We start from the raw sequence: 23884 nt of genomic DNA, 5'->3' as shown, positions 1-23884 counted from the left end.
AATACAAAATAAAAAAGGAACTTCATTTGAAGTTCCTTTTTTATTCATCACGCTAATCGCTTAGATTTGTGATTGAATATAATTTTGCAGACCAATTAATTCAATTAAACGTAATTGTTTTTCTAACCAATACGTATGATCTTCTTCTGTGTCAGAAAGCTGCTGACGCAACATGTCACGACTAATAAAATCGCCTTTTTCTTCACACAATTTAATACCAACTGCAAGTTTTTCACGGACATGATATTCAAGTGCTAAATCTGCTTTTAAGCAGCTCACAACATCCGAACCCACATTGATATCTTCGCGGTTCATATTTGGTTGAGCACCGAGGAACAAAACACGACGAATGATTGAATCGGCATGAGACGCTTCTTCCTGCATTTCATGATCAATACGCTCATAGATTTTGCTCAAGCCCCAATCTTCGTACATTCTTGAATGAATTAAATATTGATCACGAGCAGCCAATTCACCGCCAATGAGCATATTTAAATAGTCGATGACTTCTGGATTGCCACGCATAATACTTACTCCTATCGAATGACAACATTATGGTCAACTTAAACTAAAATTGCAAAAACAAAAGTGTGTAAGTTTATGATTTTTATAAAATTAAAATGAGAAACATACGCATTTACAATTCGAATTGGCTAAATTTATCTAAATAAAATAAGCCTTTGCATATCATTTATGGCTTTAAAAAGTGATAATCCTATTGAAAATCATTTGTTTGATTTTTTGTAACCATTAGCAATGCTTCTTATTCCGCTGATGTTTTGATCAAAAAATCGTAAAAAATGACTGCTCAGCTGTTGTTTGTTTGAGCGAAATTCGGTAAATAACAGCAATCACAAAAACATAATGTGGAAACCACAATGGATAAAAGCAAACCAATTTTGGTCACTGGCGCGACGGGTTATATTGCAGGCTGGATTATTGAACGTCTGTTGAATCAAGGCTATACGGTTCATGCGACGGTGCGTGACCCATCCAAGAAAAATAAAATCCAGCATTTGTATGATCTTGCCGATCAATCATCTGGACAGATCCAGTTCTTCAAAGCAGATTTGCTTGAATCAGGTTCATTCGATGAAGCCATGAAAGGTTGCGAAATCGTGATTCATACCGCATCGCCTTTCGTTGTCACCAATTATAAAGATGCAGTGAAGGACATCATTGAGCCTGCGGTCAAAGGCACAGAAAATGTTTTGAACAGTGTTAATCGTACTGAATCGGTAAAACGTGTCGTACTGACCTCAAGTATTGCATCGACCTATGGTGATGCGGTTGAGATTCAAAATACCGCCAATAATGAATTTGATGAAAGTCACTGGAACAATACCAGTAGCGAGACACATCAGCCTTATCCTTATTCAAAAGTCGCAGCAGAACGTAAAGCATGGGAAATGGCCGAGCAACAAAACCGTTGGGATCTGGTATGCATTAACCCAGCTTTAGTGATGGGGCCATCTCTGACCGATGCGAGTCAGTCAGGGAGTATTGAAGTATTACAACAATTTGGTAATGGCACGACCTTGTTCGGTGTTCCACCCATGTGGAATGGAATTGTCGATGTTCGCGATGTTGCGGATGCACATGTCGCTGCTGCATTAAATCCACAAGCACAGGGCCGCTATATCATTTGTGGTGGCACACTCAGCTTATTGGACATGGGCAAAGCACTTACGCAGAAGTTTGGCTATAAGTTTCCATTCCCGCACTTTACTGTGCCAAAAACAGCCTTTTCTTTTGTTGCACCGATCCTCGGCCATTCACGTGAATTTGTGCGTTTAAATATGGGTTATCCAATCTATTTTAATGCGCAGCGTAGTCAGAAAGATTTAGGAATTCAATATCGCGATATTCGTGAAAGTGTCTGTGAACATTTCCAACAATTGCTGGATGACGGCATTGTGAAAAAATATATTTGATACAACATCGTATAGGTATTCGACTCAAGTTATAAAATTGGATACTCGGAAACGTCATCCACAACCTGCGTGATACAAAAAAGAGACTTTTTCTGCGATAGATTAATCAATTGTAGGAAATGAACAGGTTTTGTGGATGACAATGCCTTTGCTTACTTTGGGCAAAACCAAAGTAAGTCCAGCTGAAAGCTTATCCTGAAATTGAGTGTAAACTCGGCAAGACTCTGGTCAAGATAATTATTTCCCAGTCTCAGGATATAATTAAATAGTCCCATTCAACTCACATTCATTGAATGGGCTTTTCTTGGTAGATTAAGCCTCGTATTGCGCCAAAAATTCCAAGAACTCTTGCTCATTCAATACTCGAATATCTAACTTCTGCGCTTTATCCAGTTTACTGCCTGCTTTCTCACCGGCAACCACACATTTGGTTTTACTGGACACACTGCCACTGACACGTGCACCTAAAGCTTGAAGCTTCTGCGTTGCCTCATCACGCCCCATCGTTTCCAACGTTCCCGTGACCACCCAACTCTCACCATTCAACGGTTGCCGTGTCGGTGCTGTCGGTGCATCCCAATGGATTCCAGCAGCCAATAAACGATCGAGTACTTCAAGGTTATGTGGTGCTTGGAAGAAATCAGCAATCCATTCAGCAGTAATATCACCAACATCAGGGGTTTTTTTCAGTGCTTCAATATCCGCAGCTTTCAGTGCTTCAAGCGTTTGGAAAGTATTGGCAAGCATACGTGCGGTCGTCTCCCCTACGCCACGAATTCCCAGAGCATAAATAAAACGTGCCAAAGTGGTTTTCTTGCTCGCTTCAATCGCATCAATCAAATTTTGGACTGATTTCTCCCCCATTTTCTCGATGGTCAATAAAGTGTCACGATGCTCATGCAAATGATAAATATCAGCCACATCTTTGAGTAAGTTGAGATGCAGAAGTGACTCCACCCAACGATCACCTAGGCCTTCAATATCCAAGGCTTTGCGCGATACAAAATGACGAATTGCCTCAATACGCTGTGCCGCACAATATAAACCACCTGAGCAACGTGCCAATGCCTCACCTTCTGGCATGACCACAGGCGAATCACAGACGGGACAATTTTCAGGAAGATGTACCATTTCGGCATCCACGGGACGAAACTCCGCCCAAACTTTCTCAACTTTTGGAATTACATCACCCGTGCGGTAGACACTAACGGTATCCCCGACACGCACATCTAAACGATGAATTTCACCAATATTATGTAGAGTCACATTGGATACCGTCACCCCACCAACAAAGACTGGTGCTAAACGTGCAACAGGCGTCAGTGTTCCAGTACGTCCCACTTGCCAGTCAATATTTTCCACTTTGGTGAGTGCAGCCTGTGCTGGAAATTTATAGGCCGTTGCCCAACGCGGTTCGCGACTCAGGAAGCCTAATTGTTGTTGCTGTTTAAGGCTGTCGACCTTAATCACCATGCCATCAATTTCAACCTTGAGGTCTGGACGTTCTTGTTGAATCTGTTCATAACGTTGTTGGACTTCTTCAATCGAAGCACAGAGGAACTGACGCTCTGCAATTTCAAAACCGAACTTAGTTAGCCAATGCAAACTATCATGCATGGTCTCAAGTCCATGATTCGGTACACACTGCGCAATTCCATAGGCATAGAACGCCAATGGACGTGAGGCTGCAATGTTTGGGTCAAGCTGTCTTAAACTACCTGCTGCCGCATTCCGGGGATTGGCAAAGGTCTTATCGCCTTTAGCTTCCTGATCCGCATTGAGTTTTTCAAAGCCTTGCTTCGGCATCAACACTTCGCCACGCACTTCCAAGAAATCTGGAATCGCTTGATGCTGACTCGATAAAACTTTTGGCAAGTTGCGTATGGTTTTGACATTTTGAGTAATATCTTCACCAGTCTCACCATCTCCACGGGTGACACCACGCACCAATACACCATTTTCATACCACAATGAAATCGCTAAACCATCTAGTTTCAGTTCAACATCATATTGGACCTTCTGATTCGGTAAACGCTCGTCTATACGACGCGCAAAGGCAAACAAGTCTTCCTGATTAAAGACATTGCCTAATGACAACATGGGCACCGCATGGGTGACACTTTCAAATTTTGATAAGGCTTGCCCACCTACTTTATTGGTCGGCGTATCTGCCTGAATACAGTCTGGATATTGTTGTTCTAAGGCTTTCAATTGATGAAATAAATGGTCATATTCACTGTCAGAAATGGAGGGTTGATCCATCACATAGTAAGCATGATTATGTTTTGCAATCAGTTGAATCAACTGACGCATTTGCTCAATAACTGAGTTGTGTTCCATTTAAATTTCACCATATAAAAGGGCGGAAAAACCGCCCTGTAACTTTTACTGAATTTATTATAAAAGATTCATTAGACTGTTGCTTGATTTGGACGATAATCAATCACATGATGACGCCAATGTTCTTTCAACTGTGGCGTAAACTCTAAATTGTTTTCATCATAGACCTTACCATCGACTTCACGCGCAATTAAGCCGGCAATACTGGTCATCATGTCATAACCCGTAACAGCTTTGCTATTTGGTAAAGCCAAGAAGAAAGCAAGACCTTGCACTTGTTCACCCGATAAAGTTTCTAAATCAAAACCTGCAGGACCGTTATCAGTCATACGCAATACCGAGAACATCAAAGCACTTGGCTCATCGGTATTTTCATAACGATGGAAACACGACATTTCACCGAAACGTAAGCCGTATTTCAATAATACTTTGAGTGCTTTATCACCAGACAAGGCACGGCGTGGATTCGGATAAACATTCAGGGCAATAATTTGTTCTGCGGTTGCTAAGGCACTTTCGTCGTCGTAGCGCTGCTGTTCATGTAAATGTACATCCAGAATATTGCTTTCACCGTCGAATTCTTCAATTGCAACCGTTTCAATATTTGGATTCAAGCTCAGCTCTGCTTCAGTTTTAGTTTCCTCAGCCTTGTCTGCTGCTACATCTTCAGAAACAACTTCAGTTTCAGACTCAGCGATTATTACTTGCTCTTTCTGTACAGCGTCAACTTCTACCACAGGTTCAGCAGTTGCTGTTGGTATGGCTGTTTGTTCTGTTTCTGCTGCAATGCTTGACGTATCAGCAGCTTTTTCAGCTTGAGGCTCTGCTGGAATCGATTCAGTATTTAAACTTGGCTCAACACGCTCAGTTGTGGTCAGCACTTCATTTTGTAAAAGTTGATCGCGCACATGACGAGGAATGACAGGTTGCTGACTATCAGGATTAATATGTAAATCTGCTTCTAAAGACGGCTCAACCGGTTTTGGTTTTCTTAAAATCATTATCAAACCAACGAGCATAATCACAACGGCGATAACAATGCCTATTATTGTATTCATTTCCATACTAGGACTCCGCAACTAACCCGTATTCTTTTGCCTGTTCTAAATCGACAGTCACTAATTTTGATGTACCTGGTTCTGGCATGGTTACTCCAAGTAAATCAGTTGCCATGGTCATCGCCAGTTTATTATGTGTAATGTAAATGAATTGCACTTGTTCAGAAAGCTCTTTTACCAAATTACAATACCGTTGTACATTGGCATCATCAAGTGGCGCATCAACTTCGTCCAATACGCAGAATGGCGCAGGGTTCAATCTAAAGATGGCAAAGACCAGTGCCAAGGCCGTTAAGGTCTTTTCCCCCCCAGAAAGCAAGGCTAAAGAGCTATTGCGCTTTCCTGGTGGACGTGCCATCAATTTCACACCTGACTGCCAATCATCTTCAAGGCTCAACGTCGCCTCACCGCCGCTAAATACCTTTGGAAACAGCACTTGTAGCTCTTGATTGACCTGATCAAAAGTCGTCATAAACAGTTTACGTGTTTCCTGATCAATGCTTTTCATGGCATCTTTGAGTTGATCGACGGTATTTTGTAGATCCTGCATCTGATGGCTGAGTTCATCAAAACGTTGCGACACTTCTTCATATTCTTGTGAAGCTGCCAGATTGACCGCACCAATTTTTTCAAATTGCTGCTGAGCCTTTTCCAGTTTTTGTTGATGGTCTTTAATTTCAATCGACAGATCAGCTAAAACTTCTGCATTCAACTCCTTGAGTTGTTCCAGATAATGCTCACGATCTGATTTTGCAGCCTGCCATGCTAAACGCTTTTGTTCCAACTGCTCACGCACCTGCTCGTCTTTCTGCTGAGCCAGATGACGCTGTTCAGTGAGTTGCTGTTGCTTCTCTTGAACTTGATTGAGTTCAAGTTGCCATTCATTCCACGTTTTTTGCAGCTTTTCTGTTTGCTGAAATTGCTCGTGGAATTGCGACTCTAAATTTGGCAGTTCAAGCTGAATCGGGTCAACAAATTTCTTGGCCTGCTCAATTTGTTCAATGATTTGACGATATTGTGTTTTCAGGAACGAGATATCTTTCTCTAACAATTCAATTTGCTGATTGGCCTGAGATGTTTGACGACGCAAACTTTCACGTTGTTGTAATTGTTGACTAAGCTGTTGCTGCTGTTCATCTAACTGTTCATTGAGATGTTCAACCTGAAACTGCAAGGTCTTGTAATTGGGTAATACCGTTTCCAATTTGATTGCCAATGCATGTAGATCAATTTCCAGATCATCCCGTTGCATCGCATCTTCTTCAAGTTGCACATCCAACTGCTTGAGTTGGTCGGCAAGTTGCTGTTGCTGTATGACAAATGCCTGCGCTGTACTTTGTAATTTGGCAATCTGTACATCCAGCTGTTGCAGCTCTTTTTGCTTTTGTTTCAGGCTTTGCTGCTGTTGCTGCAAGCTCTGCTGATGCTGTTGTAAAGTTTGCTGCTGTTGTGAGAATTGAGTTTCCAGTTCAAGTAACTGTGGTTGTTTCTGTGCAAGTTGCTGTTCGATTTCCTCTAAACGCACTTGATGACTGAGCATGCCCTGCGCAGTTTGACTGTCTTCATCATAATGCAGCGCAATAACCCAATCGGCACCGACATGATAACCATCCAGTGTTAGAATCGACTGTGCTTGATTGAGATCCGCTTGATGTTCCAATGCAGCCGCTAAGGTGTCAGTTACAGCAACATTTGCCCATAATGATGATTGGGGTGCTTCGATCCAGTCTGATAGATATTTTAAATCTCCCCTAACCCCTCTTTGAAAAAGAGGGGAACTCCTCCCTTTATCAAAGGGAGGTTGGGAGGGATTTCTTAACTGTCTCGCCACACCTTCTTGAAATGGTTGTTCGCCTTCCAATAAATGCGCTTGCAACCACTTGGCTAGGAATTTTTCAATAATCGTCGCGTGGCTTTTACCTTGAACTGTCAAACGCAAACCTTGCATCAGACGAGTCACATTTTGATTCTGTTTCGGACTTTGCTTTGCAACGAGTTGATTCAAATTCTTTTGTTCAGCCAGTAAAACTTGAATCTCTGTTTTCAAGCTCTGTACATCAGTCTTTTGCAACTGTTGCTGATCTTGCTGGACCTGTAGATTTTGCTGTAACTGTTCAATCTCAGTTTCTAATACAGCAATCTCTTGTTGAAGATGTTGCTGTAATTGTTCGAGTTGAGCCTGTTCATCATCTTGAACGTGCGCACGAATTTGGCTGCTTTGTGCTTGCAATGTCTGCTTTTGCTGTTCAATCCGCAGCACATTTTTACCTAGCTGTTCAATTTGCGCAGCCATCTGCAACTTTTGCTGTTGTTGCTGATCGACCTGTGTTTTAAGTTGCTCAAATTGCTGCTGTGCTTGCTTTTGTTGTGCCTGAATATCAGTAAAATTCTGTTCTGCTGTTTGTGTTTGCTGTTCTAACGCCAGTAGTGTTTCATTCTGCTCATCAAATTGGGTCGTTAAAGTTTCGACCTGTAACTCTGATAGTTGCAAACGCTCTTTGGTTTGGACTTTCTGCTGTTCAAGCTGAATCAGACTGGTGCTATTTTGTTGAAACAGACTCTGTTTCTGCTCCAACGTCATTTTCAACTCAGCCAGCTTTTTTTCTGCTTTTTGCCATTCTTGCTGCAAAGGTGAAGATTGCTGAATCAGGCGTTGAAATAAAGCACTGGTTGCTTCCAGATCATGTTCAATGGTCTGTGACTCAGAACGAACCAGTTTAAAGTTTTCACCCAGTGCCGTCATTTCAACGGTATATTCTTGCTGTAATTTCTGACTTTGATTGGCTTGGAAGGACAAAATCTCGATTTTTAAAGTACGGATCTGACCTTCTAAAGTTTTATATTGAATCGCAGCTTCAGATTGACGTTTCAAACTTCTCAGCTGTGATTTCAGCTCTGCGGCGATGTCATCCAATCGCGCCAGATTTTGTTCAGTGTGTTCTAAGTGCTGTAAGGTCTCTCGACGGCGTGCCTGATAACGCGATACCCCTGCTGCTTCTTCGATAAACACGCGCATTTCTTCTGGCTTGGCATCAACCAGACGGTTAATCATACCCTGCTCAATGACAGCGTAGGAACGTGGTCCCAAACCGGTTCCCAAGAAAATATCGGTAATATCACGACGACGGCAACGGGTGCCATTCAAGAAATATTCAGACTTACCTTCACGCGTAACTTGGCGACGCACTGCCAGCTCATTATAGGCATTATAGGCCCCGCCTAATTTGCCATAGGTATTGTCAAAACGAAGTTCTACACTGGCAACACCAACAGGTTTACGCTTGGCCGTGCCGGTAAAGATGACATCCTGCATACTGCCGCCACGCAATTGACGTGCGTTGGACTCGCCCATAACCCAGCGAATTGCATCAATGACATTCGATTTACCGCAACCGTTCGGCCCAACCACCGCAGTACGGTTTGCCTTAAAATGTAATGTTGTACTATCGGCAAAAGATTTAAAGCCTGAAAGTTTTAAACTGCTTAAACGCATACTGCCCTAACTAGCGGCGTGAGCGTCTAGCCCAAGCCAATTCAATCTGTTTCATACGTGTCAGAGATTCCAACACAAGGTTGCGCAAGTGTCGACAAAAATCTTCCATAAATAAAGCAGCTTGTTGTGATTTTCGGATCAAAATAGCATCAATCACAAGTTTAAATAGGGTAAATGACTCTTGTAGCTCGCGGCGTGAGGTATTTAAGGTTAAAAAATAACTACGACGTAATGAAGGCAATAGTTCTTTATAGAACTGCATCAAGTAGGGATTTGCCACCATATCGTGTTGTTCAGCCAGATATTTAAAAATCGCATCGTAAAATTTTTCGATATCCCCCGCACGAACAAACTCGACCAGTTGATCCAATAACGCTTGTAGTTGCTCCGCTTCATTCACACGCCAAGTTTCGCTAATGCGTTGCACAATATGTCCCAACACCATCACATTGGTGTCAAATAATGCTTTGACTTGTTGTGCTGACATCTCAGAGACAATCGCCCCACGACGCGGAAAAATTTCAATTAAATAGGTACGTTCTAGTAACAACAATGCCTCACGAACTGAGCCACGACTGACATCCAATTCTTTCGCAATGCGCAGCTCTTGAATACGTTCGCCTTCAACCAGCTCACCGCTAATAATTTGTTCACTAATATATTTTGCAATCTGTTCAGAAAGACTATCAGCCTCTTCGAGATTCATGAGCCCCTCGCTATCATTGTTATACGCATTGTCCAATGCTCTTTGCGCTTTTTTGTTTTAACTGATCTGGCCCCATAAATTCTATATCATTGTCTGACAATTTTATTGCTTTTTAAGCCAATCGTTATAAAAATTTAGGAAAAATTCTCAATATTTGTAAAAGAATAAAGATTTTATCTTTAAAATATCAATATATTATCGAATTAAGTCTCCCTTCAACCATATATCTGAAACATCTTCTTTTATCGCTTTTTAATTGATGCAAATCACAAAAAATAATATTTTCATAAAAAATATCACAGTTTAAATTCTCTGCTGAATGACTCAGTGGGCATATAGATGAGTAAAAGCATGGGTGTTCATCAAGCCATTAATATTGCAATTTTTGGGCTCAGTCTCAGAACATTAAATGAGTTAAAACAGCAAGTTCAAACGGCTGTTCCTCATCATGTGCAAATTAATTGGAGTAATATTGCCGAGCCGCAACTTGATATCTTAATGATCAATCAGGTATTTTTTGACTCTCCTAATATCAAAAGCCTGCTGCAAAATAACAAGATCAATGTCCTCAAAATCGCCAATGATGCAGATAAAAATAGTGCCATAGAAAATGACACCTTGTTCCTGCCGCTGAATCACCTTCATTCCTTACACCACTGGCTTAGCCTTCGGCTGAATACGGGTTTAGACCAAGATCAGGTCATGCTTGAAGAAGATTCATCGCCTCTATTCCACCGCAAACAAATTAAACAGGTACTGCAAGAAATCCAAAAACCTAAAAATGGCAAGATACAGCTTTTTGATAGTCAGGGTTTACTTGCGATTGCAGATCCACGCAATGAATGGCTTTGGCAAAATCCTGAATATCAGTCTTTTCAAACTGATCCAAGTTTAAATTACACCTACGCGACTCAAAATGATCAGCATTGGATTGCCGATGCACCGCAACAAGATTTAAAACAATGGCTATGGCATCTCTTGTGGACATCCATGGACTTTGAAGAATTGTGTCCACCCTCTGCTTCCAGTTTTTATCTGGATGTCTGGCCACAACCAAAGCATAAAATGGATCGTCAAGATATCTTGCGCATGTCAGCGTGCTTTGCCCAAGGTGCACAAATCAGCATCGTTGCCAGTCAATTAAATCTACCTGAACAAAAAGTACGGCACTTCGTAGCTGCTTGTTTAGGTGCAAACTGTGGAAAACTGATTAAAGACCCTGAAGCGAAATATCGTCCTCAAAATCAGCAGAACGAGACAGAACTGCATTTTATGAAAAAACTGTTTGGTCGACTCCGTCATCGTTTAGGCTTTTAATCAAGGTTACAGATATGATCCTACACCAATATAAAATTGTCTTTGGCGGCACGATGGGTTCGGGCAAGTCCACGGCAATCAAAGCTTTATCTGAAATTGAGGTGCTGAGTACGGAGGCACTGAATACCGATACCGAATCACATGAAAAACTGCTCACCACTGTTGGCATTGATTATGGTGAGCTGACCTTGGATGATGGGGTCAAAGTCGGTTTATATGGCACACCAGGTCAAGACCGCTTTGATTTTATCTGGTCGGTGATTTGCAAAGGCGCAATGGGTACGATTGTAATGATTGATCATGCTGCTGAAAACCCGCTGCTTGATTTAGCGCAATATATTCAAGCATTCCAACCCTTTGGCAATAATATCGTAGTTGCAGTGACTCATATTGATCGTATGCCTGAACGCACACGATCAATTTATCGAGAATGGCAAGCAGCACAAGGATTAAATTATCCCTTGTTTTTTATCGATGCACGCCAGCAAGATGATGTACTTCTTCTGGTCGAAACCTTGATTGCAAGCATTGAAGTACATTATGGGCTAACCCACTAAAACAACTTAGACCAAGCCTTTATAGATAAAATAACTACCGACCACCACCAACAGACCTGCAAAACATTTTTTCAGCATGGCTGGCGATAAACGATGTGCAACTTTGGCACCGAATTTTGCAGTGATAAAGCTCATCACACTAATGCCCAAGAACGCATAGATATGGATATAGCCAATGGTATTCGGTACATCAATCTGCTCTTTCGCGCCAAACCACATAAAACCGAGTGCACCCGCAACCGCGATCGGTAAACCACACGCTGCTGAGGTTGCGACTGCCTTTTGCATCACCACACCATGACGATTGAGATAAGGCACGGTTAAGCTGCCACCACCAATCCCAAAAATCGCTGATGCCGCACCAATGCCCCCTCCAGCAGCAAGCTGTAAAGGCGCTGACGGTAAATGACGATTTGGGTCAACAACAGCATTCGCGCCCCTAAACATCTTATACGCCATCCAGACTGCGAAGACACCAATCACCAACTGTAAATGCTGGCCCGACATCAAATCAGCGATACCCGCGCCAAGGAATGAACCGAGTACCAAGCCTGGTGCTAAATTACGGAATACCGACCAAAGTACCGCTCCTTTTTTATGATGCGCCATCACCGAACTGATCGACGTCACAATAATGGTTGCTAATGATGTTCCAACTGCAATATGCATAATGACATTGGGGTCATAATTCATTTGAGTAAAGACAATATATAAAATTGGCACAATAATTAGGCCACCACCCACACCAAATAGCCCCGCAGTAAATCCAGCAATTGCGCCAATCAGCAAATATATGATTAACTCCATAAACACATGACCACTCTACTTGTAAAAATGATGGATGATTTCGCAACCCGCCAGCTTCAACAATTATTGAACGCAAAAAATCAGTTTCCAGAAGTGGTGCTACTAAAAACAACCACAACCTCAACCAATGATGATATACGTGAAATTGCACAAAAAGGCATTACAACAGGATTGGTATGCAGTGCACAACAAACACAAGGTCGCGGTCAACACCAACGACAATGGGCCTCTCCTGAGGGCAATATTTATTTAAGCACACTGATTCAAACCAAGACAGCACTGGATGGTCGTCTTGCACTTGAAGTTGCGTTGAATATTCTACAGATGCCGAGCTTGCGTGGTTTGACCTTACAAGTCAAATGGCCAAATGATTTATACAGTCCCCAAGGTAAATGGGGCGGGATTTTGGTTGAACCTATTTCCCCTCACCAAGCCATTGTCGGGGTTGGGATTAATTTAAATACCCCACCCGTTGAAAATGCAGATCAACCGATTACCTCATTAGCGATGCTCGGTTTAGCTCAAATTGATCGTTTAACGCTAATTGCTGAACTCTACACTGCAATTCAACAAGCAGCACAATGGTTTGAACATGGTAGCTATAATTTAGCGGAACGCTTTAACCATCACGCGATTTGGCTCAATCAACAGGTTGAATTTGAATATACGCAAGGCAAGATTCAGGGACTGTTTCAAGGGATCAATAATGACGGTGCGGTGCTGATCAAAACTGATCAGACTCAACAATTCTATCAAGGCCGTTTGCGTCTCGCTTCGATTTGAGGAAATGATGATTCTATGAAAAGTTTATGGCTGGACATTGGTAATACCCGCTTAAAATACTGGATCACGGCACACGATCAAGTGATCGAACATGCTGCCGAGCTCCATCTACAATCACCTGCCGACCTATTGCTGGGATTGATTCAACACTTTCGCCATCAAAATTTAAGTCGTGTCGGAATCTCTTCCGTTCTAGATTCAGAGAATAATCAACGTATTCAGATGATTCTCGACATTCTGGATATTCCGATTATTTTCGCCAAAGTCCATGCGGAATATGCTGGGCTGCACTGTGGCTATGATGTCCCAAGCCAGCTCGGGATTGACCGTTGGTTGCAAGTTTTGGCGATGGCGAAGCCTGACGAAAACTTTTGTGTGATTGGTTGTGGTACGGCACTGACCATTGATCTGGTCGAAGGATTACAGCATTTGGGTGGTTATATTTTGCCAAATTTATATCTGCAACGAGATTCACTGATCCAGAATACCAAAGGCATCAAGATTCCTGATTCAGCTTTTGATAATTTAAAACCTGGCCATAATACTGTCGATGCAGTCCATCACGGTATTTTGCTTGGCCTGATCAGCAGCATCGATCAAATTATGCAACAATCGCCTAAAAAGTTGATCTTAACAGGTGGCGATGCGAGCTTATTTTCTAAATTCCTCAGCCATTATCAGCCTCAGGTTGAATCCGACTTGTTGCTTAAAGGCTTAAGATACTATGTTCAACTCAATTCTGCTTTCACTAAAGTTTGAATCGCCTGCAATAACTGCGGAAACTCATTAACACCATCTTCACGACGGAAATGCCCAGCTTGAGCCACCTCAATCAACTGGGCATTCAGTAAGTTGGAAAATTTAAACGTTAAAGGAACAGGTACAATTGGATTGTTGCTGGAAAAGAAAACCAGTCGTCGTTTGATATTAGCTCGCAAGATCCCACTCTCAAAAGGTGAATGCTCAATTAAGGCATTAAATTCTGGATGGTTGGATATTGCATCATTAAACCCTGCAATAAAAATCCCTGCTTTCAATGTCGTTTGCTGTAATTTTTTTGCTAAAAATCGGGCGACAGCCACACAAGATGAACCATGTGCGACCACGATACTGTGCTCATTCAAGCCTTTTAACTGGGCTTCCAAACACGTTTGCCAAATCTCAGCTTCAGGATGGCTTGCATCAGCAAGAAAAATACGTTCAACCCCAACCGTTTCACTTTTCAATTGCTGTTCTAGCCAGAGATACCAGTGCTGTTCTGGATCGGCATTCTCACAATGCAGAATAAATACATTATTTTTTGAATTATGTGACATATTTAACACTACTTTTCAATATAAAACATAGATTTACCTTTAATTTTCTTATTTTTAGATTCCATTGAATGTTGATATTTTGTATTAAATTTATACAATAGACCTCATTTCAATAGATTAAAAAAAGGCGCATTAAGCGCCTTTTTAGGAAGTCAACAGAACTTACTTTTTCTGGTCATTGCTACCAAATAAAGGGCCCATATTACCGCCGCCACCAAATTGTTTTTGCATATTGCCTAATGATTTCAGCATTTTGCTCATACCCGATGGATTGGCAAATTTCTTCATCATCTTCGCCATTTGCGCTTGTTGCTTGATCAGCTTATTGACTTCAGCTACATCCATACCACAACCTGCAGCAATACGCTTTTTACGGCTTGGATTCATCAAATCAGGATTACGACGCTCTTTGATCGTCATCGACTGAATAATGGCTTCCATACGCTTAACTTGCTTTTCAGGATTGGCTTTTTCAATCGCATCCTGAATGCCCGCATTGCTCATACCAGGCAACTTATCTAAGAACCCCATCATGCCGCCCATTTTGCTCATTTGTTCAAACTGCATCAGCATATCTTCAAAGTTGAAGGTTCCGCCTTTCTGCAATTTTTTCGCCATTTTTTCGGCTTTTTCTTTGTCGATCTTGCGTTCAACTTCTTCGACTAAAGAAAGGACGTCACCCATGCCCAAGATACGTTGTGCAACACGATCTGGATGGAATGGCTCAAGTGCATCTAGTTTTTCACCAATACCCAAGAACTTGATTGGCTTGCCTGTGATGGCACGAACAGAAAGTGCTGCACCACCGCGTGCATCACCATCCGTCTTAGTCAGAATTACACCAGTCAAAGCCAAAGCATCATTAAACGCTTTTGCTGTATTGGCAGCATCCTGACCTGTCATTGCATCAACGACAAATAAAGTCTCGGTTGGCTTCACCGCAGCATGTAATTCTTTAATCTCATCCATCATGTCTTCATCGACATGTAGACGACCCGCAGTATCGACAATCAAGACATCCGCAAACTGAATTTTCGCTTGCTCAATGGCACGATTGACAATATCAATTGGCTTTTCAGATGCTTCTGATGGAATGAAACCCACACCAACTTCATTCGATACTGTTTCTAACTGCTTGATTGCTGCTGGACGATACACGTCAGCAGAAACGGTCATGACTTTTTTCTTTTGGCGTTCTTTCAAGAAACGCGCTAATTTTGCTGCAGTTGTGGTTTTACCCGCACCTTGTAAACCAGCGAGTAATACCACTACAGGCGGTTTTGCGCTTAGATCTAAACTCTCATTTGCCTCACCCATCATCTTGGTGAGTTCATCATAGACAATCTTTACAAATGCCTGACCAGGAGAAAGCTGAGTCATCACTTCCTGCCCAAGCGCTTCGTCCTTAACCTTCGCGATAAATTCACGAGTTACAGGTAACGCCACATCGGCTTCAAGAAGTGCCATACGTACTTCACGTAGGGTATCTTTAATATTGTCTTCGGTCAGCTGCCCTGAGCCAGTAACATTTCTTAAACTCTGTGTGAGTCGTTCTGTTAAGGTATCAAACATTGCGAAATCCGCTTAAAATGGCTAGTTGCAAAAAAATCTTTCTTAAAATAGAAAATTTATGCGTAAGATGCTATAGGATACTGTAGTTCGAAGTGAATTTATATCTTATATGGTGAATATTATTCATCCTCCTACAAAAGGTTTGACATGATCAGTCTCCCCTTGGTTTACACAATTTTGGCACTTATCGCCTATACCAGTTCTTTTTGGTATTTGTTTATACGATTGATGTCAAAACGTAGTCCAAATCTTTGGTGTTATGGTCTTATGGTTGGATTAGGGCTGGTACTGCATAGTACTGTGCTCTACCAAGACATGATGACACCGATTGGGGTGAACTATGATGTCTTTAACTTGATGTCATTTACTTCAGGACTCATGTTGGCACTCAGTTTAATCTTGAGTCTGATTCGCCCTATTCTTCCATTAAACCTCATCGGAACCCCTGTTGCCGCCTTTGGTTTAATTCTCGGCTTCGCCTTTAGCCAACCCAATCAAATTATTGAACAACATAGCTTAGGTTTAGATTTACATATTATTCTGTCATTGTCTGCTTATGCAGTTTTGCTCATGGCAACCATTCATGCGGTGTTGCTCTGGTTCCAAGATCGAGAATTGAAAAAGAAGCAAAAACGACGGATCTGGGTCAATTTATTACCTCCCTTCCAAGTGATGGAATCCTTACTGTTTGACCTGATTATTACAGGCTTTGGTTTATTGACCGCAGCATTGTTATTTGGTTTCTTTACCATTGATAATTTCTTTGCACAGCATCTGGCACATAAAACCGCGTTTAGTATCATTTCATGGTTCTTATACGGCGCGTTATTAATTGGACATTACAAATTTGGCTGGCGTGGTCGTAAAGCGATTCGTTTTACCATTACGGGTTTTGTCCTACTTGCCATTGGTTTTATGGGCAGTAAATTTGTTTTAGAAATGATTTTGGGGCGTTAGATTTTTAGCATTCTAATAAAAACTAGACAGCCTTTCTGAAAATGCGTATAACGCTGTTTTCGCTTAATTAGGTAAAAATCGTGAAACTTGTACTCGCTCCGATGGAAGGTCTAACTGATCCAATCATGCGTGATGTGCTCACTCATGTTGGCAGTTTTGATTGGTGCGTGACTGAGTTTATCCGTATTACCGATAGCATTCTGCCAGATCATATCTACGATAGTTTCTGTCCTGAACTTAAAAATCAAGGTAAAACAGCGGCTGGTACGCCTGTACATGTGCAATTTCTTGGCAATAATCCAGAGATGTTAGCCGCCAATGCTGTCAAAGTGGTTGGGCTAGGTGCACCTGCGATTGATCTTAATTTTGGTTGTCCGGCAAAAACTGTTAACCGTCATCGTGGTGGCTCTGTTCTGCTGGATGAGCCTGAAACCGTACACCAATTGGTCAAAGCCGTTCGTGATGCAGTCCCTGCACACATCCCTGTTTCAGCAAAAATGCGCCTTGGTTATCTTGATGAAAACCATACCTTAGATAATGCCCATGCCATTGAAGATGCAGGTGCAAGCTGGCTCACAGTGCATGCACGTACTAAAGCAGATGGCTATACTCCACCTGCGTATTGGGAAAAGATCCAACCGATTACCGAAGCTTTGAGCATCAATGTGATTGCCAATGGTGAAATCTGGAATAATGCAGATGCAAAAGCCTGCTTAGAACAATCGCACTGCCATGATTTGATGATTGGACGTGGTGCAGTGACGACACCAGATTTAACCCTCTGTATCCGTCAAGATATGGATCATGCGCTACTATCGTGGCAGGATTTGGTTGTACTTCAACAACGTTTTTTAAGCGGTCAATACAAGACAGAAATTGGAATGATTGGACGTTATAAACAATGGTTAGGCATGATGACCAAAGCTTATCCAGAAGCACAAGCATTGTGGGGTCATGTAAAAAAAATCAAACAATTGGATGAAATCATTCAATATTTAGAAAAAAGTTAAGCCTCCCGAACATAGCTAAAAAAACCCCATAGAAAAAGCGGCCCTAAGCCGCTTTAAAATTGATTTTATGATCTAACTACATTCCGCTCACTTTCATTTGTAGATTTGTTATAGAAGCACCAGTCATACCAATATTACCAATGGAAGCATTCGGCAAATTATTAAAAGTACCTGTCTTCTGAGAGCCACTGGTACCAAGTAATACATTATTTAGCTGTAGATCAAACTTATCGGTTGTGCCAGCATTTCCAAACACAACTCCACCTTTATCCGTAGTACCTGCTGAACCATAAATGCCTGCATAGAAGCCTTTCAGCCCAAAAGGATTACCATTATTTCCAGTTAGTTTAAAGTCAAAACTCGCACCAACAGGTGTTGTAGTAGAGTTTCCAGCAGCAGCATAGTCCGACACTAATAGAATATTACAACCAGTGCCTGAGCCACAGATTGACTCAATTGCTCCATCAAAAAGGACCATACGTCCTTGAGGCGCTGCGCCCAGCTGAATATTCATGCTCGGTTTATTGGAACCAAAAACGATATCGATCCCTCCCACACGTAATAACTCTTTTACATCACTTTTCAGTAAAGTACCTGAGCTAAAAATCGAGTTCCGTGTATAGGTACCACCACTCATATTTGAAAGTGAAGTCGGACTAGCTGTATATATTGAAAATGGAGAAATTCGAAGACCCGTTATATTGCTATCCAAGGCTAAACCAATATTGGCAAATGCTCCACCAGTAGAAGCTGTTCCAGCATCAGTATCAATAGTGGCTTTAAAACCTAGTATTGTCTCTGTACTGCCATTTAGACCAGACACTTTCACAGGTGCTGTTGTCGATTGCCCAGCGACACCAGCAATAACTAAACCTGCGCGATTGGCATAGGATGGAGCCGTATAACCTGTATAGGACAGACCATCATTATCAATGATTGCCATTTGATTAAATTGAACGTTTGCCTGGACACCAATCGTTAAACCATCCTGCCCAGTGGTTGCAGAAAGACTTTGATCATCCATGGGTTGCATTGCCATAGTTAATGGACTTAGCAACAATAATGACAAACATCCTAATTTCTTGTTTTTATTCATTGTCCTCATCCGTAGACAAATGTTTAAAATATGTACTATAGATTAGCATAACACATTCGAAGCACAATCATTTTCGCAATTAATAGATAGATGGAAAATGACTGTCTTCATTATCAAAGTGAATTAGTTTCTAGGCATAATCGAAAGTTGGCTTGTCAAACGCCCTCCAGTAATCGCCATCTCGCCTAATCGTTGAGCACCCGCACCACCACTAGGTCCATAAAGATTAATATCTTTGGTTCTAAATACACCATCAGTAGTACGATTTGGATTAAATGTTAAGGCTGTATTAAAACTCACTACGCCCTCACCAGAACTATGTCGATTAATTTGGATTGCATTATTGAATGCGAGATCACCTTGGATATTGTCTAAACCTAACGCCGAACCATCCACAGGGTCACTGATTTGAATAGTATTATTACTCGCTGCATTCAGTTTTAGATCTCCAACAATGCTCATCGCATTACCAGTACCATCTGTTTTATATTCATTGTTCGGAATCAGAGAAAGATTCATATCCCCCCCAACACGAAGTTTTAGACCGAATAAAACATCATTACTCAATGCAAAGTTATTATTTGGAGCAACACCACCGCTATATGAAGCCCCAGGTAAATATCCTGCAGCAACTTCTGCAGCCATAACGATTAGCATATCTTTCAATGTTGCATTCAAACTACCATTTTCAAGACCAATGCTACCAGTTCCTTTCAATAACATATCAATGTTACGAAGACCCATATAATAATTTTTTGCGCCATCAATGACTAAAATTGAAGTGGTTTTATTTCCTAAAGCACTATTATTACCAGTATCACGATCTACACCAGTAGTACTCATGCCCAATGAGAAGCCTAATCGAGGTGTATCTCCGCTGCTTGCAACACTACGCTTCACACCAGCTTTATCAAAGTAAAAAGCTTCGTTTGCATTAATTCTCGTACCATACATCGCCATATTGGCATTTAGATTATAGAATGGTAATGCCAAACCCCAATTGTTGTCTGTATGCTCTGTAATTGCAGCATAACCACTTTCAGGATTATTAGTTGCACTATTGGTAAATCGACCACGTCTAGAAATTGCTTGGAATTCCGCTCCACGAATTGCTACTAATAGGCTGTATGGATTAGTAGTTCCTGTTTGTGTATGAATACTTTGAATATAATCAGAATTTTGAGTTAAGAAGCTACCATTCCCAAACTTAGAGGTTTGAAAAATATAATTTGCTGGTAAGAATACAGATTTTGCATCAACCAAATTGATATAAACATTACCCGTATCAAATGAGCCTCGAGTACCTAACTGTAATCCTGTTAAATTACCAAATTCAAAACCATAGGTATTTAATCCAGCCCCCCCAATTTCTAAAGTCGTTGCTTTACCATCACTTCCCAACATTGAGTCACCGTCTTTGGTGAATTCGGCCTTCATACGGAATGCAATCCCTGTATCACCCATGATTGCTTTACCATCACTGGTCTTACCTAAGATATTGGTTCCATTGGGATCACCATAGTTTGTACTATAGTTTGGATCAGTAGCTGAATTTGCATTCAGACCACGCACTTGAAGAGAACCATTGACCATACGACCATTCGCACCCACGCGAATAAGTCCCTGTGCTTTATTATTTGGTGCGGCTTGTTGGTTCAATGGTGTGTTGGTAGAATCAAGTGTATAGGGAGAACTCGGATTCACATTTTTATTCAGCATAAACTCAAGGTTTAAGCCCGAATTGGTTGCAACACCGCCCTCTGAATAGGTACCTGCAGTTACAGCCCCAGTATCTTTAACACGGGTAAAATCGACATATCCATAATCTCCATTTGGCGTTTGGGTTAATGATGCATTAGCAGCATTTCCAATCAGTAAGGCATTATTTGTTTGTAGCTTCATACCTTCTGCTGAGTCTACAAACATTACGCCCTTACCAAGAAAGTTAAAGTTAAAGTTCTTTAAAATCAATTGATTCAACTGACTATTCGATGTCTGCCCTAAATAAACTGTGGCATTTTTTAGTCCTAGCTCCAACGATGCCTGACTATTTTTACTAAATAAACCATCTGTCGTCTTAAATTTTAAATCTAATGGCGAAGTCGTTTGAATCGCTAAGTTACCAATATCACTACTACATCTGTTCGGATCACAAATCTGGAATGAACCAATTGTAATTAATGATGGATTGGAAGATAACTCAATATCTAAACCTGTCTTTGCACCATTACTTCCCGTATTTAACTTATAGTTTGTGCCAAGTTGGTCCCCTAAAGCATTTTTTTGTATTCTAAAATTATTCGCTACAGCTTTTAGCGTCGTACCAACTGCATCTGAGCTTCCTCGGCCAGCATTATCCTGCCAATAAAACTGATCTACATTAATATTGTCATACGTCGTTTCAATATGAACACCATCCTGAGCATTCACACTACGTAGAGCACTATCATCTAATGCTTGTAATGCATAAGCAGAGTGACTAATAAAAAATATACTTGCAGCCAAAGTATTGAGCGCAAAAATTATGTTCCTGTGATTTACATTTTTATTTTTCATCACTTCAATCCTTTGAAAAATAGACTTAATTAACAACGTGGATGACTAGCATCACAAGAAAACATCATCATTTTCCCTTGTATTGCCAAGTTACCATTCATGTTTAGTCCCATAAATCCTGTTTCACGACCAGTATCATAATTATTGGCTGTGGTCGCTCCGCTCGCCACTGTCCCTACTTTTTGTGCAACTGCAGTATAGGTTGGTGCTTTTAAATAACCATAGCCAGTTGTGGGTGCTGCTGCTGGGTTCGTTCCTTCAATTAATTTTCCTGTGGTAGTGTCATAGTAACTTGTAAAATCATCTTTCTCGATTGAGAGTGCATTAAAACCGAGGTTTCTAATCAGAATTGGTAATGTTGCATCCAAACTAAACATCATCGATGGTTTAACAATATCTTGACCACCATCATTTTTATAAGTCAAATCAAAACCATCTAAACCCAGTTTCTGAAGATTAACTGTTCCCTGTATACCTTTAAATACTAACCAAAGTTTATTTGCAGGATTACTATTGGTAGGATCACTAACCGCATTATTACTTGCGTCAACAAAACGTTTATTTACAGAAATTCCAAGATGGCAGTACGCCAAATTCTGACATACACCACCAACACCATTATCAAATTGAAAAGTGGGGGTTTGGTTTAACGAAAGTTTTAATGACAAATCAGCACCAGCCTGCCCTTCAACTGCCCGCATTTCATTATTATCTAATGTTTCCAAGCCAGCATGAGCTACTGTTGTAAAAAGCAAAAATAGTAAAGTTATCGTTTTCATCATAACCCCGCCGTAGTGATTTTCATATGTTGAATCAGTAAACCATCTATAACGGCTGATCCCATATTGGTAGCACCAGATGTCCCTGCTTTTCCAAATGAAATACCTACTGCTGAAGCAGATTTATCAGCGATAAGTAAATTATTAGCGCCTTGCGTCACCGACCCAATACTTATACTACTATGTGTTGGTAATGTAGTATTTGCTGGCAAACTGCTACTGCCATAATCATTACGTGGCGAACCACCTTGATAGCCAGCTAACGTACTTGTACCACAGGTAAATACATTACAAGTTGATCCATAATATGTAACCGTTGAATCTCCTGTATCCCCGGCGTACCGCGTATATATTTTGGAATAGATCTCTACTTTATTCGGAATTCGGGCAATTTCTAAGCTAAAGTTTTTCCCATCAGAACCTAAAATTAAAGGTTGATAAAGTGAACCGAGCACTAAATTTGTATTTAAGTTATATATAAATAAACCTTCATCTGGAGAGAAGTTCGGTGCTGTTGTTGCTCCACTTCCACTGACACCTGGACTTGCTAACAGGCCTTGAGCTGTTCCAGTAGTACAACCATTTGGATTACCTGCACCGCATTCTCGAGTACTTAAACGTAAAACATCTGCATCTGATGCTGTTGTTCCTGTACCACTGTTAAAACGCAGAATTCCTGATAGTCCGAGCGTATTATTATAAAAAGAACTCATACCATTGGTGTTCGTAGCGCCACCTAAAGTTTGAAAAACCTGTAAGTTACTACCATTGACGCTAAAACCATTCCAAACACCTTGTAAACGTAATCTATTTGCACGCCCAGTTGTATTTTGCCCAAAGTTTTCACCTAGATTGAATTGATTAGCATCACCTTCTGCTTTACTTTGATCTCTTACAAATGCATCAGCCCATAATGCCAATTTCAAGTTATAAGCATCAGCTCCATTTGCTGCTAAGGTCGGAACTGTTGTTTCATAAAGAGGAGCTTCTAGATTCAGATAGGTCACTTGACATTTAGTATCAGCAGCACCTGAACAAGTTGTCGCACTAAAATTAGGTACATTTTTAGCAGTGGTTGTTTTAAATAACCATGGATTCGCCGCCGTTCCCCAAGATGTAATTGCAGCATTTGCAGTACTACCCGTCATTCCACTATCTAAACGACTATTACTATTATTACTAGCATTTTTAGATAATGCTAAACCATATAAATACAGATCAGCCTTTCCTACAGAATGATCAATTGGTCTAACTGTACCGCCAATTGCCGTAGTTCCATCGGAGACATAACCATCTTTATTGGTATCTTGAACCGTGGAAGTAAGACCGCCGATGGGTAAATAATGGATATAACCTGTATCTTTGGTACGATCGGTCAAAAGGGCATTTAATGTTTCATTTGCGCCAGCTTCCCGAAACACAAAAAAGCTATTTGTTGGTAAAATTGCAATCCCTTCACCAGTCGTTTCACTTAACCCTTGATCTGTCAATTCTTGTAATGCAAAAACAGATTGACTAAAACATAAGCCAATAAGACTTACCAACAATTTTTTTTGAAAAGATACCGTATGAAGTGTAGTCATCTTGACCTTCCTGTTAACGA

19 protein-coding genes are annotated in these 23884 nt (G+C 41.1%); 7 read left to right on the top strand and 12 right to left on the bottom strand.

Annotation, left to right across the window (positions count from 1 at the left end):
- Positions 1-60 precede the first annotated feature (60 nt).
- Positions 61-525, bottom strand: a complete 465-nt coding sequence (ftn, locus tag F887_RS13740; RefSeq protein WP_005292124.1) for a heteropolymeric bacterioferritin subunit Ftn — start codon at positions 523-525, stop codon at positions 61-63.
- 353 nt (positions 526-878) lie between these two features.
- Between ftn and F887_RS13745 the strand changes: the two genes are divergently transcribed.
- A complete protein-coding gene (locus F887_RS13745) occupies positions 879-1934 on the top strand; it encodes an SDR family oxidoreductase (RefSeq protein WP_005292122.1) in 1056 nt (351 codons plus the stop codon).
- A 312-nt stretch (positions 1935-2246) separates the two neighbouring features.
- On the opposite strand, the gene ligA is transcribed toward F887_RS13745, so the two are convergent.
- The 4 genes from ligA to F887_RS13765 form a co-directional block, all read right to left on the bottom strand.
- Positions 2247-4274: an NAD-dependent DNA ligase LigA gene (gene ligA, locus F887_RS13750; protein ID WP_005292120.1), complete on the bottom strand. Its 2028-nt coding sequence runs from the start codon at positions 4272-4274 to the stop codon at positions 2247-2249.
- Between the two features lie 71 nt (positions 4275-4345).
- Positions 4346-5338 (bottom strand): cell division protein ZipA C-terminal FtsZ-binding domain-containing protein, encoded by a 993-nt coding sequence (locus F887_RS13755; RefSeq protein ID WP_005292118.1) that lies wholly within the window; start codon positions 5336-5338, stop codon positions 4346-4348.
- A gap of 1 nt (position 5339) precedes the next feature.
- Complete coding sequence (gene smc / locus F887_RS13760; RefSeq protein WP_005292117.1) at positions 5340-8825, bottom strand: chromosome segregation protein SMC; 3486 nt, start codon at positions 8823-8825, stop codon at positions 5340-5342.
- A gap of 10 nt (positions 8826-8835) precedes the next feature.
- Positions 8836-9531: a GntR family transcriptional regulator gene (locus F887_RS13765; RefSeq protein WP_005151133.1), complete on the bottom strand. Its 696-nt coding sequence runs from the start codon at positions 9529-9531 to the stop codon at positions 8836-8838.
- A gap of 351 nt (positions 9532-9882) precedes the next feature.
- On the opposite strand from F887_RS13765, the gene F887_RS13770 reads away from it, so the two are divergent.
- Together F887_RS13770 and F887_RS13775 are read left to right on the top strand one after the other, a co-directional pair.
- Complete coding sequence (locus F887_RS13770; RefSeq protein WP_005292114.1) at positions 9883-10848, top strand: hypothetical protein; 966 nt, start codon at positions 9883-9885, stop codon at positions 10846-10848.
- Positions 10849-10862: 14 nt separating this feature from the next.
- Positions 10863-11405, top strand: a complete 543-nt coding sequence (locus tag F887_RS13775) for a GTP-binding protein (RefSeq protein WP_005292112.1) — start codon at positions 10863-10865, stop codon at positions 11403-11405.
- Between the two features lie 6 nt (positions 11406-11411).
- Here F887_RS13775 and F887_RS13780 read toward each other — a convergent pair whose 3' ends face one another.
- On the bottom strand, positions 11412-12212 hold the full coding sequence (locus tag F887_RS13780; protein ID WP_005292109.1) for a sulfite exporter TauE/SafE family protein: 801 nt from the start codon (positions 12210-12212) through the stop codon (positions 11412-11414).
- A gap of 6 nt (positions 12213-12218) precedes the next feature.
- Between F887_RS13780 and F887_RS13785 the strand changes: the two genes are divergently transcribed.
- Entirely contained in the window at positions 12219-12995 is a 777-nt protein-coding gene (locus F887_RS13785) for a biotin--[acetyl-CoA-carboxylase] ligase (RefSeq protein WP_005292107.1), read from the top strand.
- Between the two features lie 15 nt (positions 12996-13010).
- Entirely contained in the window at positions 13011-13754 is a 744-nt protein-coding gene (locus F887_RS13790) for a pantothenate kinase (RefSeq protein WP_005292105.1), read from the top strand.
- Here the strand turns inward: F887_RS13790 and F887_RS13795 are convergent.
- Entirely contained in the window at positions 13724-14311 is a 588-nt protein-coding gene (locus F887_RS13795) for an RBBP9/YdeN family alpha/beta hydrolase (RefSeq protein WP_005292102.1), read from the bottom strand. The genes F887_RS13790 and F887_RS13795 overlap by 31 nt on opposite strands.
- Before the next feature lie 162 nt (positions 14312-14473).
- Positions 14474-15883 carry a signal recognition particle protein gene (ffh, locus tag F887_RS13800; protein ID WP_005292099.1) on the bottom strand — a complete coding sequence of 470 codons (1410 nt, stop codon included), beginning with the start codon at positions 15881-15883 and terminating at the stop codon, positions 14474-14476.
- 147 nt (positions 15884-16030) lie between these two features.
- On the opposite strand from ffh, the gene F887_RS13805 reads away from it, so the two are divergent.
- Both F887_RS13805 and F887_RS13810 read left to right on the top strand, forming a co-directional pair.
- Entirely contained in the window at positions 16031-16840 is an 810-nt protein-coding gene (locus F887_RS13805; protein ID WP_005205568.1) for a cytochrome C assembly family protein, read from the top strand.
- Positions 16841-16920: 80 nt separating this feature from the next.
- The gene (locus F887_RS13810; RefSeq protein WP_005292096.1) at positions 16921-17850 is read left to right on the top strand and encodes a tRNA dihydrouridine synthase; all 930 of its coding nucleotides are present in this window, start codon (positions 16921-16923) and stop codon (positions 17848-17850) included.
- Between the two features lie 76 nt (positions 17851-17926).
- On the opposite strand, the gene F887_RS13815 is transcribed toward F887_RS13810, so the two are convergent.
- From F887_RS13815 to F887_RS13830, 4 genes are all read right to left on the bottom strand, one after another.
- The gene (locus F887_RS13815) at positions 17927-18946 is read right to left on the bottom strand and encodes a DUF6160 family protein (RefSeq protein WP_005292094.1); all 1020 of its coding nucleotides are present in this window, start codon (positions 18944-18946) and stop codon (positions 17927-17929) included.
- A 123-nt stretch (positions 18947-19069) separates the two neighbouring features.
- Positions 19070-21502, bottom strand: a complete 2433-nt coding sequence (locus F887_RS13820) for a DUF6160 family protein (RefSeq protein ID WP_005292093.1) — start codon at positions 21500-21502, stop codon at positions 19070-19072.
- A gap of 29 nt (positions 21503-21531) precedes the next feature.
- On the bottom strand, positions 21532-22284 hold the full coding sequence (locus F887_RS13825; RefSeq protein WP_005292091.1) for a hypothetical protein: 753 nt from the start codon (positions 22282-22284) through the stop codon (positions 21532-21534).
- Positions 22281-23864, bottom strand: a complete 1584-nt coding sequence (locus tag F887_RS13830; RefSeq protein WP_005292090.1) for a hypothetical protein — start codon at positions 23862-23864, stop codon at positions 22281-22283. Before F887_RS13830 ends, F887_RS13825 begins: the two co-directional genes overlap by 4 nt.
- Positions 23865-23884: the final 20 nt, after the last annotated feature.

Source organism: Acinetobacter sp. NIPH 2100 (assembly GCF_000369805.1).
Taxonomy (GTDB): Bacteria; Pseudomonadota; Gammaproteobacteria; order Pseudomonadales; family Moraxellaceae; genus Acinetobacter.
Note: the sequence above shows the minus strand (reverse complement) of the source record. Positions and strands in the feature narration are given on the sequence as shown.